This window comes from Janthinobacterium sp. UMAB-60, from assembly GCF_900095235.1.
Taxonomy (GTDB): domain Bacteria; phylum Pseudomonadota; class Gammaproteobacteria; order Burkholderiales; family Burkholderiaceae_D; genus Janthinobacterium.
This window is the reverse complement of sequence record NZ_LT607490.1, coordinates 88,844-106,049: the sequence shown is the minus strand read 5'-3', so window position 1 is coordinate 106,049 and position 17,206 is coordinate 88,844. Positions and strand designations below refer to the sequence as shown.

Annotated in this window: 17 protein-coding genes and 1 pseudogene; 8 read left to right on the top strand and 10 right to left on the bottom strand. The window is 61.7% G+C overall.

The genetic code is table 11. From position 1 onward, the window contains the following. Window positions 1-2: 2 nt before the first annotated feature. A complete protein-coding gene (locus K0F86_RS15615; protein WP_219135261.1) occupies window positions 3-1,823 on the top strand; it encodes a glycoside hydrolase family 15 protein in 1,821 nt (606 codons plus the stop codon). 75 nt (window positions 1,824-1,898) lie between these two features. On the opposite strand, the gene K0F86_RS15610 is transcribed toward K0F86_RS15615, so the two are convergent. Together K0F86_RS15610 and K0F86_RS15605 are read right to left on the bottom strand one after the other, a co-directional pair. Continuing rightward, a complete protein-coding gene (locus K0F86_RS15610) occupies window positions 1,899-4,229 on the bottom strand; it encodes a TonB-dependent receptor (RefSeq protein ID WP_219135260.1) in 2,331 nt (776 codons plus the stop codon). A gap of 198 nt (window positions 4,230-4,427) precedes the next feature. Continuing rightward, window positions 4,428-5,687: a PepSY domain-containing protein gene (locus K0F86_RS15605; protein WP_219135259.1), complete on the bottom strand. Its 1,260-nt coding sequence runs from the start codon at window positions 5,685-5,687 to the stop codon at window positions 4,428-4,430. A 240-nt stretch (window positions 5,688-5,927) separates the two neighbouring features. Between K0F86_RS15605 and K0F86_RS15600 the strand changes: the two genes are divergently transcribed. The 6 genes from K0F86_RS15600 (at window position 5,928) to K0F86_RS27565 (ending at window position 9,683) form a co-directional block, all read left to right on the top strand. Next, window positions 5,928-6,758, top strand: coding sequence for an alpha/beta fold hydrolase (locus tag K0F86_RS15600; protein WP_219135258.1), 831 nt, complete (start codon window positions 5,928-5,930; stop codon window positions 6,756-6,758). Beyond that, window positions 6,758-8,305 carry an ATP-binding protein gene (locus K0F86_RS15595; protein ID WP_219135257.1) on the top strand — a complete coding sequence of 516 codons (1,548 nt, stop codon included), beginning with the start codon at window positions 6,758-6,760 and terminating at the stop codon, window positions 8,303-8,305. Before K0F86_RS15600 ends, K0F86_RS15595 begins: the two co-directional genes overlap by 1 nt. Before the next feature lie 25 nt (window positions 8,306-8,330). Next, window positions 8,331-8,846 (top strand): hypothetical protein, encoded by a 516-nt coding sequence (locus K0F86_RS15590; RefSeq protein WP_219135256.1) that lies wholly within the window; start codon window positions 8,331-8,333, stop codon window positions 8,844-8,846. A 7-nt stretch (window positions 8,847-8,853) separates the two neighbouring features. Then, entirely contained in the window at window positions 8,854-9,300 is a 447-nt protein-coding gene (locus K0F86_RS15585; RefSeq protein ID WP_219135255.1) for a hypothetical protein, read from the top strand. 111 nt (window positions 9,301-9,411) lie between these two features. Further along, a complete protein-coding gene (locus K0F86_RS15580) occupies window positions 9,412-9,567 on the top strand; it encodes a hypothetical protein (protein ID WP_219135254.1) in 156 nt (51 codons plus the stop codon). Continuing rightward, window positions 9,555-9,683, top strand: coding sequence for a hypothetical protein (locus K0F86_RS27565; RefSeq protein ID WP_257572173.1), 129 nt, complete (start codon window positions 9,555-9,557; stop codon window positions 9,681-9,683). The genes K0F86_RS15580 and K0F86_RS27565 overlap by 13 nt, the downstream gene beginning before the upstream one ends. A gap of 79 nt (window positions 9,684-9,762) precedes the next feature. Here K0F86_RS27565 and K0F86_RS15575 read toward each other — a convergent pair whose 3' ends face one another. The 6 genes from K0F86_RS15575 to K0F86_RS15550 form a co-directional block, all read right to left on the bottom strand. Next, a complete protein-coding gene (locus K0F86_RS15575; protein WP_219135253.1) occupies window positions 9,763-10,602 on the bottom strand; it encodes a DUF3037 domain-containing protein in 840 nt (279 codons plus the stop codon). After that, entirely contained in the window at window positions 10,599-11,339 is a 741-nt protein-coding gene (locus K0F86_RS15570; RefSeq protein ID WP_219135252.1) for a HipA family kinase, read from the bottom strand. Before K0F86_RS15570 ends, K0F86_RS15575 begins: the two co-directional genes overlap by 4 nt. Window positions 11,340-11,506: 167 nt before the next feature. After that, window positions 11,507-12,724 (bottom strand): MFS transporter, encoded by a 1,218-nt coding sequence (locus K0F86_RS15565; RefSeq protein ID WP_100872860.1) that lies wholly within the window; start codon window positions 12,722-12,724, stop codon window positions 11,507-11,509. A 285-nt stretch (window positions 12,725-13,009) separates the two neighbouring features. Next, entirely contained in the window at window positions 13,010-13,483 is a 474-nt protein-coding gene (locus K0F86_RS15560; protein WP_219135251.1) for a DUF6328 family protein, read from the bottom strand. Window positions 13,484-13,570: 87 nt separating this feature from the next. Then, window positions 13,571-14,278: a hypothetical protein gene (locus tag K0F86_RS15555; RefSeq protein WP_219135250.1), complete on the bottom strand. Its 708-nt coding sequence runs from the start codon at window positions 14,276-14,278 to the stop codon at window positions 13,571-13,573. 103 nt (window positions 14,279-14,381) lie between these two features. Next, complete coding sequence (locus K0F86_RS15550; RefSeq protein WP_076568831.1) at window positions 14,382-14,594, bottom strand: hypothetical protein; 213 nt, start codon at window positions 14,592-14,594, stop codon at window positions 14,382-14,384. 295 nt (window positions 14,595-14,889) lie between these two features. Here K0F86_RS15550 and K0F86_RS15545 point away from each other — a divergent pair, with 295 nt between their 5' ends. Then, entirely contained in the window at window positions 14,890-15,276 is a 387-nt protein-coding gene (locus tag K0F86_RS15545) for a YidB family protein (RefSeq protein ID WP_374197296.1), read from the top strand. A gap of 52 nt (window positions 15,277-15,328) precedes the next feature. Here the strand turns inward: K0F86_RS15545 and K0F86_RS15540 are convergent, their stop codons facing one another. Beyond that, a complete protein-coding gene (locus K0F86_RS15540) occupies window positions 15,329-16,426 on the bottom strand; it encodes a LacI family DNA-binding transcriptional regulator (protein ID WP_219135249.1) in 1,098 nt (365 codons plus the stop codon). Between the two features lie 166 nt (window positions 16,427-16,592). After that, window positions 16,593-17,206, bottom strand: a pseudogene (locus tag K0F86_RS15535) (Ig domain-containing protein); the annotation flags it as partial.

The following is a 17,206-nucleotide window of genomic DNA, read 5'->3' as shown; positions in this document are numbered from 1 at the left end:
CCATGACGACATCCTATGACACACGCGCCAACCCACCGTCCGCGCAAGCGTCCCTGAACTGCGGCGTGGTGGGCAATTGCGCCTTCAACGCCCTGATCGACCAGGCCGGGCAGGTTGTCTGGTCCTGCCTGCCCCGATTCGACGGCGATCCCGTCTTCAACCGCTTGCTGGACGACACGGAAAACGGCAGCGTGTGGGCCATCGACATTGAAAACTTTGCCCGCAGCGAGCAATACTACGAGCCGAACACGGCCGTACTACGCACGCGCCTGTACGACACCGAAGGGCGCGGCGTGGAAATCACGGATTTCGCGCCCCGTTTCCTTAGCCGCGACCGCATGTTCCGCCCGCTGATGCTGGTCCGCCGCGTGCGGCCGCTCGACCACGCCGTGCGCATCCGGGTCCGGCTGCGCCCTCGCTACGACTGGGGCAGGCTGGCGCCGCAGATCACGCAGGGCAGCCACCATATCCGCTACGTGGGGCCGGAACAGACCTTGCGCCTGAACACGGATGTGTCGCTCAATTATGTGCTGAGTGAAACGTATTTCGTGCTGGGCGGCACCGCCAACTTCCTGCTGGGACCCGACGAAACCCTGGCCGGCGGCATCGACGAGACGGCGCGCATCTTCGAAAAGGACACCATCAATTACTGGCGCACCTATACGCGCCGCCTGGCCGTGCCGCTGGAATGGCAGGACGTGGTCATCCGCGCCGCCATCACCCTGAAACTGTCTTTATATGAAGACACGGGCGCCATCATCGCCGCCATGACCACCAGCATCCCGGAAGCGCCGGGCAGCAGCCGCAACTGGGATTACCGCTATTGCTGGCTGCGCGACGCCTTCTTTGTCGTGCGCGCACTCAACAGCCTGTCGGAAGTAGGCACGATGGAAGAATACTTGCGCTGGCTGACGAATATCGTCGCCCGCTCGAAGGGCGGCCACATCCAGCCCCTGTACGGCATCGGTCTGGAAGAGCAGCTACCCGAATCGACGCTGGACCACTTGCCCGGTTACCGCGGCAATGGTCCCGTGCGCGTGGGCAACCAGGCGCAGGAACACTTCCAGCACGATGTCTACGGCAATATCGTGCTCGGTGCGGCGCAGGCCTTCCTCGACCACCGGCTGTTCCACCGGGCGGGAAAAGCCGAGTTTGCCGCACTGGAAGCCGTGGGCGACCAGGCATTCAGGCTGCACGCGGAACCAGATGCGGGCATGTGGGAGCTGCGCACGCGGGCGCGCGTCCACACCTCGTCCATGCTGATGAGCTGGGCCGCCTGCGACCGCCTGGCGAAAGTCGCGCATAAACTGGACTTGCCGGACCGGGCCGATCACTGGAACGGCCGCGCCGTGCTGATCCGCGAGAGATTATTGCGCGAAGCGTGGAGCGAGGAGCGCCAGGCCTTCGCGGAAAGCCTGGGCGGGCGCGACCTCGATGCCTCCGTTCTGTTGATGGCGGAAGTCAACTTCATCGACCCCATGGACCCCCGTTTCATCGCGACAGTCGACGCGCTGGAAGCATCCTTGTGCGACGGCCCCTACATGCGCCGCTACGAAGCGCCCGACGACTTCGGCAAACCCGAAACCGCCTTCAACATCTGCACCTTCTGGCGCATCGACGCGCTGGCGCGCATCGGCAGGAAAGACGAAGCGCGCAAAATCTTCGAAACCATGCTGCTGGCGCGCAACCACCTGGGTCTGCTGTCGGAAGACACGCACCCCGTGACGGGCGAGATGTGGGGCAATTTCCCGCAGACGTATTCGATGGTGGGCTTGATCAACTGTGCCGTGCGCTTGTCGGCGCCTTGGGATAGCGCGGTTTAAGAGCGGGCCGGGATCGCGGGCCGGAGGCAATGACCATGGCTGCGTTGCCAGGGCTTGCCGTATGGTCGCCGCGCCTTAAAGCCTGGCGCTCAAGCCCACCTGGAAGCCACGGCCCGGCAAGGGCGCGATGTATTTCAGTGGAGAATTGTGCGGCCTGGCATCGTCATCGAGCAGGTTGCTGCCGCTGATGAACACTTCGAGGCCTGCAAACGGCGAATTCGGCACCTGCAGTGCGCGGCTCACCTGGAAGTTCACCATCGTGTAGCCGTCGAGCGGAACTTCCTCGCTGACACTTTTGCCCAGGTACTTCTGCTTGTCGTACCAGGTGCTCGACACTCTGGCCTTCCAGCCCTGGTTTTCCCACAGCACATTTGCGCCATAGCGGTTGGTGGGCATGTTGGGCAGGTATGCCCCGTCGTTGTGCGCGCGCAGCTTGTCGGGATGGTCCGCCTTGTTCTTGACCAGGTCGGCAAATGCGGAGAGGTTCAGCTTGCCGTAGGCGCCAAGCTGAACGACCTGGGAAGCGTCGATCTCGAATCCCTTGACCGTCGTATCGGTCTGCTTCCAGTATTTTAATGGCAGGCGATTGGCCATCTGGGCTCCAGAATGGCCGAGGTACAGATAGTTCTCGTACTTCATGACGTAGCCGGTGGCGGACAGGTTGAAGCCGCGATCGCCGAACAGGGCGGTGAGTTCGGTATTCCTGGCACGCTCGGCCTTCAGGTTCTGGTTGCCTTCTTCCTGGGTCATGATCGAATAGTGGCGGTTGCTCGCATACAACTCATTGACGTCGGGCGCTCTTTCCGAGGAGGCATAGCGCAGCTTCGCACCGAAAAGCTGGCCAAGCTTGGCCGAGGCCCCCAGGCTATAGCTGTTCAGGCTGAACGACTTGTCCTCGAGTTTGGCGTTGCTCGCATTTCTCGACGTCTTGAATCCGCTCTTGCGGATGTCGTGCTCCACTTTTTCATGGCGAAAGCCCGCATCGAAAGTGGCCCAGTCGACGTCGAGGCTCTCCTTGACGAACAGCGCGCGGCTGACCGTGCTGGCATCGGGAAGGTACAGCTGCGGGCCGCTGCCGGCGATATCCCTGGCTTGATGGCTGAGGCCAAGCAATCCGCTCAATGGCCCTGCACGTCGGTGCGCCAGCAGGAGCTCGGCTTGATTGGTGTCGAACCGGTAGTCGTTCGCCTTGGTAGTACCGAGGCGCTCTCCCGACGTATTGTTCAGGCGAGACACGCGCAGTTGCGCGCTTTCAATGTACGCGACGGGATCGCGCAGATGGGCTTCCAGCGCATATTTATCCTGCTTGATGATCACGCCGACGGGCAGCCCCGCGTCATCATTCGCGCCGAACGACTTGTTCTCCATGGAAAAGCCCGGCACGCCATATTCGCTTTCCTTCGCATCGAGGCTGACGGCCACGTAGCCGCGATCGAAAAAGTAGGTCGTGCCGACGCCAAAGTGGCTGTTACTGGCATGGCTGTTGCCCAGGGTGCCGTGGTAATCAGGCGTCACGTCCTTGTTGATCTTGTTCTGGGTCATCGATGGCGTACCGGGCACGTAGGCGGGGTTGGCCGGATTGACGTAGGTCTTGCGCTGCCAGACGGAGGTCGGGTTATTTGTGTAGAAGGAAAAATCGCCGTCCGCCCAGTCCGGATTTTCCGTCATGAACTGGTCGATAAACGGTTGCGACGCCTTGTTGTAGACCTGCTGGATTCTCGCTTCTTTCTGGCAACTGTCGGCCAGAAAGGTGTTGACGCCGCCTGTCGCCGGAAACAACTGGCTGTTGCACACGCCGGCCTTGCTGTTGCCCGCAATAGCGTAATGCCCGATGTTCTGGAATGATAGCTGCAGGTTGGTCGAGAAGCGTTTGCCATCGTTGAAATTCAGGCGCAAGCCTTGCGCATCGGCATCGTTGAAACCCTTGCGCAGGACCAGTTCCAGGTCTTTAGGCTGGTCCTCCATCTTCCTGGAAATGAGGCCGGAATCGACGTCGACGCTGCCGCCGATGGCATTGCCGCCGAAACGCACGCTATCGGACGATTTGTTCACGCTGACGCTGCGCGCAAACAGCGGATCGAACGGGATGTTGATGTCGCCGCTGAGCGCATTCATGCCGAGGACGGACTGGCCATCTTCGAGGATCTGCACGCGGCTGCCGCTCAGGCTGCGTATCACCGGTGCGCCGGCATTCGGCCCGAAGGCGCTGCTTTGCACACCCGAGACATGCTCGAGCATGCTGCCCAGCGTCCTGTTCTGAGCTTGCGTATTTTCAACGACAACGACGCTGTCGATGCTTGCCGGCTTGTCTGCGCGGACTTTGATGGTCTGCAGGGTGATGTCGTCCGACGCGTAAGCGAGCGGGGTAGTGGACAGCATGGCGGCTGCGAATACGTGATGGCGCATGGGACTTTCTGAAAAGGCGGAATGGGGGTGCTGGCGCTGGACGCAGGCGCAGCGCGACGACGTAAATGCAATCGAGTTGCAATAATAGCTTGCGCGCAATGCTATTGCAAGTAAACTGCATTTGAGGGTTTTGATGGCTGGCGCATGGAAAGCGCGCAGGCCGAGCCAGTCTGCCTGCGCCGTTGTGGTGTCGCTACTTCAGGTGGATTGCAATGGCTTTGTCGCCTGCAGCCGGCGCGCGCGCCGTTTGCGCTCCCAGATGACGATGCCCGTCACCGACAGCATGGCGACCATGAGGCCCATGCAGGACATCAAGATGCGTCCCGGCAAGCCGAGGATGCGGCCCGAGTGCAGGGGGAATTGCAGTTGCACGAAGACGTCGGCGGCCGTGCCTTCCCACGGCTTGTGCTGGCCGATGATGCTGCCGTCCATGCCGTCGACGTACAGGTTCGACAGGCCCATGCCGGCCGCGCCGAATTCGTCGGCCGGGTCGAAGAACGAGACGTTGTAGAACGAATAATTGCCGCCATAATAAATGCCGCCGATGGGCGCGCTGATGCCGCGCTGCACGGCTTGTTTTTTCGCAATCTCCACCGCCTGTTCGAAGCCGATCACTGGTGTGATATACGTGCCGTACGGCGCCGGCGTCTGCGTTTCGTACGGACCCGGCGTGGTGGTCGACACGAGCGACATGACGGGATAAAACACTTCGCGGTACAGGTTCAGCGAGAACGAGGTGAACGCGACGACGATGATGATGGCCCACACCCACAGGCCGCCCGCGCGGTGCAGATCGAAATTGAGCTTGTAGCCGCCGGCCGCCCAGCGCACCACCCACGACGGTTTCCACCGTTGCCACCAGCTGGCGGCGTCGCGGTGGCGCGGCGCCTCGTCCTGCGCGCGCGGGCGCAAACGGCGCGGCGTGGTCAGATAGAACGCCACCATGCTGTCGAGCAGCCAGATCAGGGCTACGCTCCCCATCAGCCAGTAGCCCCAGCGGTCGGTGCCCCAGAAGGCGGGCACGTGCAGGCTGTAGTGCAGGTGGCGCAAGAACGGCATCAGGCTGCGGCGCGACAGGGAAATGGCCGTCGAATCGCGCGTGCCCGTGATGCGCGCCGTGACGGGGTCGATGTAGACGGTGTTGTAGTCGAGCGCGAACGGCTTGTTGGTGGCCGGGTCGGTCAGGGGGCGCACCATGAAGGCGGCCGCATGGCCTTCTTCCAGGCCCAGGGTCATGTAATTGACTGCCACGCGCGGGTCGGCGGCGGCGACCTTTTGCGCCAGCGCAAATGGTTGCTGCAGGGCGCCGCGGCCCGGCGTGTCCATGATGTCGGCGTTGAGCCATTCATCGAGTTCGTGGTCCCACGACGTGACGGCGCCCGTGAGGCCCGCGACGATGAGGAAGAGGGCGACGGTGAGACCGGCCCAGCGGTGTATGACAGTCCAGAAAGCGCGCATGCGGTACAAACCTTCAACATGAAACCGGCTTGTTGCCGCCAGCAGGCGCCATGGCGGCGCACAGGGAACGCCAGGCACGGGCCTGGTATTTTGATAATGGGAATCGTTCTCATTATCCGCCGTGGCCAGGCGTTTGTCCAGCGCCATTGGTATTGGCCCGGGGCAAATCGCGCATGCTAAGATGGTGCTGGCAATAAGTTAATTTACATTCCACATAGAAATATTCAAGGCTGAAGCGGCATGCGCATAGAAGATCGTAACAATATCCGCGTGAGCGAATGCAGTGCCGCGCCGCAAGCCGGCGCGGCCGCCACCGTGGTGTTCATGCACGGCTTTGGCTGCGACCAGACCATGTGGCGCTACCTGGAGCCGATGTTCCGTCCCCGTTACCGCACCGTGCTGTTCGACCTGGTCGGCAGCGGCGCTTCCGACCTGGACGCCTATGATTTCGAGCGCTATGCGCACCTGGACGCGCATGGCGCCGATTTGCGGCACGTCATCCATGCCGTCGGCGGTGGCCCCGTCATTTGCGTCGGCCACTCCGTCAGCGCCATGAGCGCCTTGCTGGCCAGCATCGCCGAGCCGGACCTGTTCGCCGCGCAAGTGATGCTGGCGCCGTCGCCGTGCTATGTCGACGATGCGGCGGACGGCTACCGGGGCGGCTTCAGCCGCGCCGATATCGACGACTTGCTGGGCGCCATGGACAGCAATTACCTGGGCTGGTCCGCCAGCATGGCACCGGCCATCATGGGCGCGCCCGGACAACCGGCGCTGGGCGACGAGCTGGCCAGCAGCTTTTGCCGCACGGACCCCGCCATCGCCCGGCATTTTGCGCAAGTGACGTTCTTGTCCGACCACCGCGCCGTCTTGCCGCACAACCGCACGCCGGCCTTGATCGTGCAATGCAGCGACGACTTCATCGCGCCGCCGCCCGTGGGCGAGTATTTGCGCGCCATGCTGCCGTGCAGCAGCCTGCACGTGGTCGAGAACGTGGGCCATTGCCCGCACATGAGCGTGCCCGTTGCCAGCCACCGCGCCATCCGTCACTTTCTCGACGGCTTGCACCTGTAATGCACGACACGCTGCCTTCCTTGCCTGACGCCAATACCTTGTTCCAGCATGCGGCCTGCGGCTTGCTGCTGTGCACGGCCGACGGCACCATCGTGCAGGCGAATGCCACCTTTTGCGGCTGGCTCGGCTATGGCGCCGGGGAATTGCTCGGGAAAAAGAAACTGCAAGACTTGCTGACCATCGGCGGGCGCGTGTTCCACCAGACGCACTGGCTGCCGCTGATGCAGGTGCAAGGCAGCGTGTCGGAAATCCTGCTTGACATGCGCCAGCGCCAGGGGCAATCCATCCCCATGCTGCTCAACGCCGTGCGCCGCGTGCATGAAGGCGTGCGCTATGACGAGATCGCCGTCTTTGTCGCCAGCGACCGGCGCAAATACGAGCAGCAGCTGCAGCTGGCGCGCAAGGAGGCCGGCGAGCTCAACGAACAACTGGCGGCCGCCGACCGGCGCAAGGACGAGTTTCTCGCCACCCTGGCGCACGAGCTGCGCAATCCGCTGGCGCCCATGCGCAACGTGCTGGAAGTGCTGCGCCTGGCGCAGCTGGACGATCCGCAGCTGCGCTGGGCGCGCGAGGTGCTGGGCCGCCAGGTGGGCCACATGACGCACCTGGTCGACGATTTGACGGAAGTGTCGCGCATCACGCGGGGACGCCTGGAACTGCGCCGCGCCAGCGTGGAGCTGGCGCCCGTGGTGGAAGCGGCGCTGCACAGCGTGGCGGAGCTGGCGGCGCAGGCCGGCCACCAGGTGCATGTGGAGCAATGGCCGCAGCCGATCTGGCTCGACGCCGACGCCACCCGCCTGGGGCAGATGATCGCCAACCTGCTGACCAACGCCGTCAAGTACACGCCCGCCAACGGCATCATCGGGCTGGAAGTGACCTGTACGGATGACGAAGTGCGCATCAGCGTGCGCGACTCGGGCATCGGCATCGCGCCCGAGCACCTGGACACCGTCTTCGAGCTGTTTTCGCAGCTGGAACCGGCCCTGTCGCGGGCCCAGGGCGGCCTGGGCATCGGCCTGTCCCTCGTGCGCGGCCTGGCCGAATTGCATGGCGGCACGGTCAGCGCGCACAGCGATGGCGTGGGGCAGGGCAGCACCTTCGAGCTGCGTTTGCCGCTGCCCGCCGTGCCGCTGCAGCCGGCCGTACCCCCGGACCGCCGCCTGCTGGCCGGTACGCGCGAAGGCAAGGTGCTGGTCATCGACGACAGCGCCGACGCGGCCGAAAGCCTGGCGCTGGCGCTCGACATCCTCGGCTATGAAGTGCGCACGGCCTACGATGGCGCGGCGGGCGTTGCGGCAGCGCAAACCTTCATGCCGCAAGTGATCTTGCTCGACATCGGCCTGCCGCACATGAACGGCTATGACGTGGCGCGCCTGCTGCGTTCCGAGCCGTGCGGGCAACATGCCATCCTGGTCGCCGTGACGGGCTGGGGCCAGGACAAGGACCGCCAGATGGCGTCCGACGCGGGCTTTGATTTGCATCTCACCAAGCCGGTGGATTTTTATGAGCTCGATGCGGTGCTGCAAAAGATGTTGCGGGCCGGGTGAGAAGAGTATGCGTGAACGGCAGGTAATGGAACAACTGACAGAATTGGAAATCGCCGTTTTCCAGCTGCGCATGGGTTTTGGCCATGCCGACCGTTGCGTGGACTGGGCCGTGGAGCGCTTGCGCCTGGACCAGGAAGGCGACGACCTGGAAGTCGTGCTGCTGGCCAGCGCCCGGGGCATTGACGAGGTGTTGCCCCTGGCCGAGACCATCATCGAGCGCTACCGGGGCGCTCAGCGGCTCAGTGACCAGTTTCTGGCCGGAAAATTCATCGTCGAATTGCGCGCCGCCTACCTGGCGGGCCGGGAAAGCGTGTCGTCGCTCGACGGCAAATTGACCCGCCTGTACCCGGCGCTAGATTATCCCGACTGGCTGGTCATGTTGAGCCGTAATTGCGAATACGCGATCGACGTGCCCGATTTCGAGCAGCCGTTCGAGGATGAATTCCGCTATATCGCCAGCCTGTGGGCGCAGGCGGAAGGCTTGGCCGCGTTCGAGCGTGAATACAGCCGACAGACCTCGAATGGACATGACATCAAGTAAAGCGCGAATGATTAACAGCAAAGTGTTGCGTGCGCTGGGCCTCACCGAAGCCATGCTGTGCCATCTGGATGGCGACAGCGTTGCGCCGCCATTGGACTACCGTTGCCAAGAGGCACGCGCGTGGCGTTCCTCGCCCATTGCCGGGCGTGGCATCGTGCCTCTGTGGGAATGCGGCATGGTGCTCGATTACTTCCATCCCGCCAATGGCCGCTTTGAACGCTGCAGCCTGGAAAATATTGACGAGGTATGGTGCAGCTACGCTTCATTGCAGGGTTTGCTGGCGGAGCTGTTTCTCGATGTCTGCGAGGATGAGGTGGATGACGCCGCGCTGCGTGCCAGCGCCAGCCTGTTCGGCTTTCATGGGGTGGGGCGCTTGCTGGCCGAGGCGGCTAGGGCCGGAGCGGGCTGCGAACAATGGCGTGCAGGCTTTGGTGCGAGCTGTGTGGAGCATTAAGTTGACTGGCGCGCCGTCATTGCCATGTTTCACTTTTTCGTCCGCTAGTCTCGCTGCAGTTAAATTGATACGCCTCAACGTATAATTATCGCCGAGGAAACGGCAAAGCGGGTGCAGCAGTCGGGTGTGCGCAAGGCAGGCTTGCTGGGCGTCAAGCAGACGATGGCGGGCAGTTTTTATCACCAGGCGCTGGGGCAGTGCGGCATCGTGACGGTGACGGTGACGGTGACGCCGATGCGGCCGGCCAGGAAATCGTGCAGGGCGTGATCCTGGGTTGCACGGAGATGCCGCTGCTGATCCAGTCCGGCGATGTCGACTTGCCGCTATTTAATACCACGGCGATTCACTGCGAGGAGGCGGTGGCGTTTGCCATTGCGGAGTAGCAATCCTGACATTCATGGGCATTTTGAGCGCTACTGCCACGTTCAAGATCGCTACTACTATTATGATCAGGCGCTATAGTCAGTTTCTGTCAGTAGCGAATTTGAGAATTTGACGTTCATCGTCTGCGGCCACTACCTGTACATTTTCAGCCAGCAAATCTTGTCGAATCTCTTGGAATGCATAGTAAGGCTTGGTGTTGGCTGCCGGTTGAGTGACCGGGAACAGTACTTTTGGTGGTAGTGCATTGCGTTTGCGTAAGCGCCGTACTTTATCGACCCATTGACCGCCATGCGTGAGGATTTTGGTGCTATCGCCTTGGGCAAGGTACAGCGGTTTGATCACTCGCTCAGCTTTGCCTTCAACCATGTCAACAAACGGAAAGTTTACGGCGAAATCGTCCGTACCAACCTTTTCACGTTGATATCGTGCTCCGACTTGCGCGTTGAACAGGAGTTTGCGAACGTTGTTTTCCAATAAACGCTCTTGATATTCTTTGGTTACAAAGTTGCGTTCGACATAATGATCAAATAGCTGCAGAAGTTTGGCTTTTGGATCCTCCGCCAGGACGACGCGCTGATCGGCAAACTGCAGCATCGCTTCTCGTGGACGAACTACCTCAGCAAACAGATTTCTTGCGAGTACTATATCGGGTTGCGTTTTTCGTCCATCCAATGCCAGTCGACGAAGCTCAAGAGCGAAGCGATCCATCTCTTCTTTAAAAAGTTGTCGGCCATCCAGGTAGATTTGACGGTCAAGTTGATGAAAGAATTGCGTGATACGGCCATACCGCTTCAGTATGCGGAAGCCAAAGAAGCGCGCTTCGGGGGCGATCAGCGCAATACCGACGTTGGCGAACTCTCCGGTTTCCACAAACGGGCGAAATCGCAAAAGAGCATATTGGCAGGCGAACTTTTTCATGGGGTATTCCAAAAATCTTCTTGGCGGCAACGCTGCAGGCAGGTCTCGATTTCATCCCACGTCACATCTGCTGGTACGCCATCATCAACATACCACCAAGAGTCCGGTATGTTAGCACGGATGCCCGACAATCTTGGCAAAATTGCCTCTAACTTGCTTGCGTAGTGCTCGCGTTGAAGATGGTCGCTAAAAATATCGTTCCACCTGCTCGCAAACACATGCGTTTTCAGGAAGTTACTCGGATTGAAGTGCCGATCAAAGGCTTGGTTATGGTCGATCACGACCAATTCTGAATTCTGCATGTCCCAAAGCAAGTTAGGGTTGCCGCCACGTTCGGTCAAATGACGATCTTCGTTATGCAGCCACCAGTCAAAAACCAACACATCGCTTGCCAATTGATCCGGCACAAGGTCTCGTGTGATCGCTGTCAGCTCTTGTGGATGTGGAAGTTCTCTCGAGGCAAAGACTATCCCGCTACCGAGTTGGCTGATATTGGGAAATACATTTGCTTCAATAAGCTCCACAGCTACTTCGGCCAAGGCATATTCTGCGATCGGAAGGCCAAATTCCGTCGCCAGTTGCGCCGAGACCCACTCGCAAATCTGGCTGCGTCGACCAGCTCCCTTGCCTTTGATAAAGTAAATCGCTCCATCGTCACCTCGGCAAATAAATGGTTCTGTTATGCCTTGCTGCGCCCGCCCGAGGACCTCGTCAATGAAGATGGTCGCTGTATTCACAGATGCCAGCTTTCAGATTTGTACCTGGCGATGATTGCTTTGTTCATGGCTTGCACGCTTCATCATGTAAAGAAATCGGATACGCAGGAATTGTGAAATCCGCTCCCTATTCATGATATAGGAAATGATAACGATACAAATAGAATTAGTATTCCTATGCGCCAGCATCAAGCCGGCTGCGCGCCGCCCACATTGCGGCTGCGGTTTTCCACCAGCACGGAAATACCGAGCACGACGATGCCGCCGCAGGCCAGCATGGCGCCGACCCAGCCCGTTGAGCGCAAGCCCATGCCCATGGCGATGGCGATGCCGCCGGCCCAGGCGCCCAGCGCGTTGGCGATGTTGAAGGCGGAATGGTTGAGGGCGGCGGCCACGGTTTGCGCATCGCCGGCCACGTCCATCAGGCGCGTCTGCACGGCGGGAGCCACGGCGATGCCGGCGCCGATGGCGAACAGGTTGATCGCCGTCAACCAGACATTGCTGCTGGTATAGGTAAACGCGGCCAGCGCGGCCACGTTCCACAGCAGCACGCCAAAAATCGTCCACAGGCGCGAGCGGTCGGCCAGCCAGCCGCCGATCAGATTACCCAAAGTCATGCCGACACCGATGATGGCCAGCAAGATGGAAATGACCAGGGGCGACACTTTCGTGATTTCCAGCAAGGTGGGCGTGATGAAGGTGTAGACGGCGAACATGCCGCCGAAGCCGATGGCCACCATCAGCAGGGTCAGCCACACTTGCAGGCGGCGGAACACGCCCAGCTCGCGGCGCGGGCTGGAATCGCCGGCGGCCACCATGGGCACGAAGATGCGCACCATCAGCATGGTCAGCAAGCCCAGCGCGGCGACCAGCAAAAAGGCCGAGCGCCAGCCCAGGGTCTGGCCGATATACGTGGCCAGCGGCACGCCGAAGATATTCGCAACAGTCAAGCCCATGAGGACACGGGCGACAGCCTGGCCGCGCTTGTCCGGTTCGGCCAGGGCGGCCGCCACCAGGGCTGCCACGCCAAAGTAAGCGCCATGCGGGATGCCGGCCACGAAGCGGGCCACCACCAGCAAGCCATAATTGGGGGCGATGGCGCTGAGCAAGTTGCCGCCAGCGAACATCAGCATCAAACAGATCAGCATCAGGCGGCGCGGCATGCGCGCCAGGAAGATGGTGATTAATGGCGCGCCGATGACCACGCCCAGCGCGTAGGCGCTGATCATGTGGCTCATCTGCGGCAAGGTCGTACCCAGGTCGTCGGCGACCACGGGCAGGATGCTCATGGAGGCGAATTCGCCCGTGCCGATGGCGAGGCCGCCGATGGCCAGGGCCAGGTCGGCATAGCCGGCGCCAAAAGGCGCGGTGACGCGCGGAATCAGGGGATCTACGGAGGCGTGCATGTTCTTGTTGGTTGGGTAAAGAATGACTGGGTGGAGAGGCGCGCGGTGGCCGGGCCGGAAGTGGCCATGCGCCACCAGAGTCGACGGCTGGCCGGTATTTTCGGGCTATAACAGCTGCCCAGGGACAACATTGTAAAAGATTCGGGCAAGCTCTGCTGGGTGACGGCTAAAATCTGCTGCACTGCACACACCAGCGATTGCGCTTTTTGTTAACGATAACACGGAATGCATCCGCTGTTGGGGGATCTTCCTCGAGACCTTGCTGGAGCAGGCGGGCCTTACCGCCTAGATTTTCCTGGCGTGCTTCAAGTGCAGGGGCAGCCACCACCACATGCAAATGATGAGTGTGCCCATCAGCCCGCAGGCGACGATGCCGGCGATGTGACCGAACACTTCCGACATCACCAGATTGGTGCCCAAAATAAACGCCAACGCCAGCGAAAAGGCGCCGCACATCATGATGCGGTCGGCCACGCGCTTGAAGCGTTCGCGGTCTTGCAGGGGGCGCATCACGCGGTGCTGGATGGCTGGCGCGCTGAGCAGTACCAGGCTGGTCATGGACAGGAAAAACGTCAGCAGGAAGATGATTTTTTCCGCCTGCACGATCTTCGCGAAGCCGCCGTTGAAAGGCAGGATGATGAGGAAGGCCGTCAGCATCTGCGCGCCCGGCAAGAGGATGCGCAATTCGCTGAGCAGGTCGGACAAGTCGCCTTCGTCGCCGGGCTGGCCATCTTCATCCTGGTGTTGCGCGTGTGGCATGGGCTGGTCCTCGCAGTGGTGATGGAAGCAGTCTACGCACAAGCGACCAGGCCGACTGTGGGCGGGCGCACCTTCAGAAGCATTGTGTCAGAAGCAGTGCAGGTAGCGTTGGCGCAGCCGCCACAAGGGCGTCGAGACGATGGCCGTGGCGCTGTGCGAGGCGTCGTGGCCGCAATGGCCGCAGCTGTGGCGGCGGTGCGGCGCCAGCGCGAAGCTGCCCAGGTCCAGATGCGGATGGCCGCAGCGGGCGCAGTCGCTGCAGTCCAGCGGCGTGCCCGCCTGCAAGGCGGCGGAGAACGCCTGCGCGGCGGGCGGCGTGAGGTTCAGCTGCACTATGTCGGGCGGAAACAGGCCGGGCAGGGCGCGGCAGTCGATGGCCAGGGCTGGCAGGTCGCGGTGGAACAGGGCGCCGCCGTCATCGGTTCGGGCGCGCAGTTGCAGCAAGCCATCGGGGCCCAGGCGCAAGGTGGTGGCATGAAACCGCATGGGATCGAACAGTTGCGGATACAGCACATAGCCCATGGGGCTGGCGTGCTGGCGGCAGCGCATCTGCCGCGTCGCTTGCCAGTCGGCCAGGTCGGCAAGCGTGCCCCAGTAGCACTGGTGCGTGCGGCACCAGTGGCGCGACGCGCCATTGCGAAACTTTCCGGCGGGTAATAGATCGCACACGATGATGGCATCGAAGCCCGCGCCAGCGCGAAAGTGTCCCGTGATGTGGGAGGTGGCGACGGCAAGATCGCCCGTGCTCGCTTGCAGGGGCCAGCAGATGCCGGGCAGGGTCAGCGGCGTGGGCAATGAAGCCTCCGCGCGGCGACCGGCTTGCCAGCCGCCATGGCGTAAAAAAGCCCGCCGGCGGGGGCGGGCCGTGCTGACGGGAATGCCTGCGGCATGGCCCCGTCTATTCTTCCGTGTCGGCCAGGGTGACGATGGCGCGCGCCCACTTCGCGTATTTCAGGTTTGCCAGGTCGCGCACGGTCTTGATATTGAAGGCTTGCTTGAGCAGCTCCGCATCTTTTTCGCTCACGCCTTGCAGCGCATCGACGGGCGCATCGGCGATTTCCTTGAACGTTTTTTTCTCATAGGCTTTGTCTACCGCTTTATTGATGTTCATGTATTGATACTCCTCAGTAAGTAGGAAAATTAATTTTACACGTTTCTGCGAACCGTCAATTTACGCTTGCATGTTGTGCCGAACTAAATATGATGGAGGTGGGCGCAGCTACGGCAGAGATTGTTTTTGATTCGCCTGTTACATTGTAAATGTAACATTATAATTATTCATAGTATAATTGTTGTGTATGTCGGAGAATTGTTGCCGACTAAACCGGACGCCGCTATGCGCGGCACTGATTGACAGCGTTCAGGAGAATACGATGAGTTTGCTAGATCAACTTGCAGGACAGGCGATGAGCGCTTTGGGCAACAAGGGCGCGGATGGGGAAGCGCCATCAGGGCTGATGGCCAGCGTGATGGACCTGGTCAACCAGCATGGCGGCTTGCCGGGCCTGCTGCAGAAATTCCAGGAAAGCGGCCTGGGCGACCAGGTGGCCAGCTGGATCGGCACCGGCGCCAATGCGCCCGTATCCGGCGAACAGATCAAGGATGCGCTGGGTGCCGACACCATCACGCAGATCGCTGAAAAAGCGGGTGTCGCACCAGACGCGGCCTCGGGCGGCCTGGCAGCCTTGCTGCCCCAGCTGATCGACAAACTGACGCCGAACGGCCAAGTGCCAGAAGGCAATGACCTCGTCAGCCAGGGCTTGAATATGCTCAAGGGCAAGATCTTCGGTTGAGCAGCCGATGCCACAACAAAAAACCTCGCAGCGATGCGAGGTTTTTTTGTTTTCAGGCGGCGGCCATCATGCCGAAACGCTGAGGTTCGCTGGTCAGCCTGGCCGTGCTCCCCTCCACCAGATACGAGCAATAGCGGCGCCGTTCGGCGTTGCCGCCGCGCCGTTCCATTAATTCTCCCAGCATGGCGACGGCGTCGGTGGCCATCTTTTGCACGGGCTGGCGCAGGGTGGTGATGTCGTAGCTGAGCCAGCCCGATGCTTCCAGCGCGTCGAAGCCAGCCACGGACATTTGCAGCGGCACCTGGATGCCCATCTGGTGGCGCGCCGTGTCCAGGCAGCCGATGGCCATGATGTCGTTGCCGCAAATGACGGCGTCCGGCACGCGGCCCAGGCGGTCGATGACCTTGCGCAGGCCCCGTCCGCCGCTGGCGTAATCGTAGTTGCCGCTGACGACGATGGGCGCGGGCAAGCCCAGCGTGAACAGGCGGTCCAGCACGCCGGCCTTGCGTTCCTGCGCCACGGCCGAGTCGCCGGGGCCGTCGATGACGGCGAACTGGCGGTGACCCGCCTCGGCCAGGCGCGACACGAGCAGGCGCGCCGCTTCCCCCTGGTCGCACAGCACGGCATGCACGGCGTGCTCGCGCGGGCTGCGGTTGAACAGCACCAGCGGCACGTCGCGCCGGCCAAACTCAAGCATCTGCTCGTCCGACAGGCCTGCGGCCACGACGGCGCCATCGACCTGGTATTGCCATACGTCGCTCAAGACCTTGCCGATATCGGCTTCGCGCTCCAGGGTAAACAATAATAGACGCTTGCCCAGGCGGGCGATTTGCTGGCTCAGGTCGGACAGCGCTTGCGGATAGTACAGGTTGGCCAGGTTGGAAATGATGACGGCCACCAGGTTCGAGCGCCGCGTGATCAGGCTGCGCGCGGCCGCGTTGGGGATGTAGTCGAGACGGATGGCCGCCTGCATGACCTTGGCCTGGGTGGCGGGCGAGATGCTGGCGCCCGGCTTGAAGCAGCGCGACACGGCCGATTGCGACACGCCGGCCAGCAGGGCCACGTCATACGAGGTCACGCGCCGTCCGGCGCCGGGTACGGGGCGGGCGGTGGTGCCGGGTGTCCAGGCTACAGTATTCTTTTTTCGCATATTGGTCTGGCAAGCAATCTGTCTCAAAGTATTCCTGCAGGCCCGGCCGCTTGTGGCGGCCTGGGCGGGAAAAATGAGCATAACGAAAATATTTCCATGTGGCAAGACTGTTTTCTTATCCATGTTGCAAATAATTTGATTGAATGGCAAGTGGCATGCTTGTTCCTCAGTCGGGGCTGTCGCAGGGGCCGCTGCCATAGGGGCTGATGCGTCCTGGCGGGTCCACGCGGCGCGCGCTGAAATCGCTGGCCAGCGTGGGTAATGGAAAATCCGTCGTGGCGCTCGCTTCCGTGCCGCTGACCGTGCCGCGCACCGTCAGGGCGACGTCCACCCAGGAACCATGGTTGCGCGGATAACTGACGGTGACGGTGGCCATGCCCAGCGCGTCGCTCAGGCCGCTGGCGCTGACGGTCAGGGGGATGCCCGGATCGAGCACGCCATTGCCGTTGCGGTCATAGGCGGCGTCAAAAATGCCGTTGCGTAAGACATCTTCATTGACGCAGCTGTAGTGGGGCAGGGCCAGGCGCCAGACGCCCGTGTCGGGGAACTCGGGCTTGTCCGCTTGCCACACATAATATCCCTTGGCATAGCGGCTGGGCCAGGCGGCGGCCGTGATGGCGACGCCGGACACGGCATTGCCTGCGCTGTCGGAAACGAACACGGTAAAGTCCTTTTGCAGCACGCTGGTCGAATACTCGCGCAGCAGGCTGCCTGTGCCCAGCTTGATCGACAGCGCCTGCCGCGCCACCGTCAGGCGCACGAGGGCCGTGGCCGCCGCTT

Excerpts from the sequence above, each read along its gene's own strand:
- K0F86_RS15615 (WP_219135261.1), top strand. The coding sequence starts at position 3 with ATGACGACATCCTATGACACACGCGCCAACCCACCGTCCGCGCAAGCG.
- K0F86_RS15610 (WP_219135260.1), bottom strand. The coding sequence starts at position 4,229 with ATGCGCCATCACGTATTCGCAGCCGCCATGCTGTCCACTACCCCGCTC.
- K0F86_RS15605 (WP_219135259.1), bottom strand. The coding sequence starts at position 5,687 with ATGCGCGCTTTCTGGACTGTCATACACCGCTGGGCCGGTCTCACCGTC.
- K0F86_RS15600 (WP_219135258.1), top strand. The coding sequence starts at position 5,928 with ATGCGCATAGAAGATCGTAACAATATCCGCGTGAGCGAATGCAGTGCC.
- K0F86_RS15595 (WP_219135257.1), top strand. The coding sequence starts at position 6,758 with ATGCACGACACGCTGCCTTCCTTGCCTGACGCCAATACCTTGTTCCAG.
- K0F86_RS15590 (WP_219135256.1), top strand. The coding sequence starts at position 8,331 with ATGGAACAACTGACAGAATTGGAAATCGCCGTTTTCCAGCTGCGCATG.
- K0F86_RS15585 (WP_219135255.1), top strand. The coding sequence starts at position 8,854 with ATGATTAACAGCAAAGTGTTGCGTGCGCTGGGCCTCACCGAAGCCATG.
- K0F86_RS15575 (WP_219135253.1), bottom strand. The coding sequence starts at position 10,602 with ATGAAAAAGTTCGCCTGCCAATATGCTCTTTTGCGATTTCGCCCGTTT.
- K0F86_RS15565 (WP_100872860.1), bottom strand. The coding sequence starts at position 12,724 with ATGCACGCCTCCGTAGATCCCCTGATTCCGCGCGTCACCGCGCCTTTT.
- K0F86_RS15560 (WP_219135251.1), bottom strand. The coding sequence starts at position 13,483 with ATGCCACACGCGCAACACCAGGATGAAGATGGCCAGCCCGGCGACGAA.
- K0F86_RS15550 (WP_076568831.1), bottom strand. The coding sequence starts at position 14,594 with ATGAACATCAATAAAGCGGTAGACAAAGCCTATGAGAAAAAAACGTTC.
- K0F86_RS15545 (WP_374197296.1), top strand. The coding sequence starts at position 14,890 with ATGAGCGCTTTGGGCAACAAGGGCGCGGATGGGGAAGCGCCATCAGGG.
- K0F86_RS15540 (WP_219135249.1), bottom strand. The coding sequence starts at position 16,426 with ATGCGAAAAAAGAATACTGTAGCCTGGACACCCGGCACCACCGCCCGC.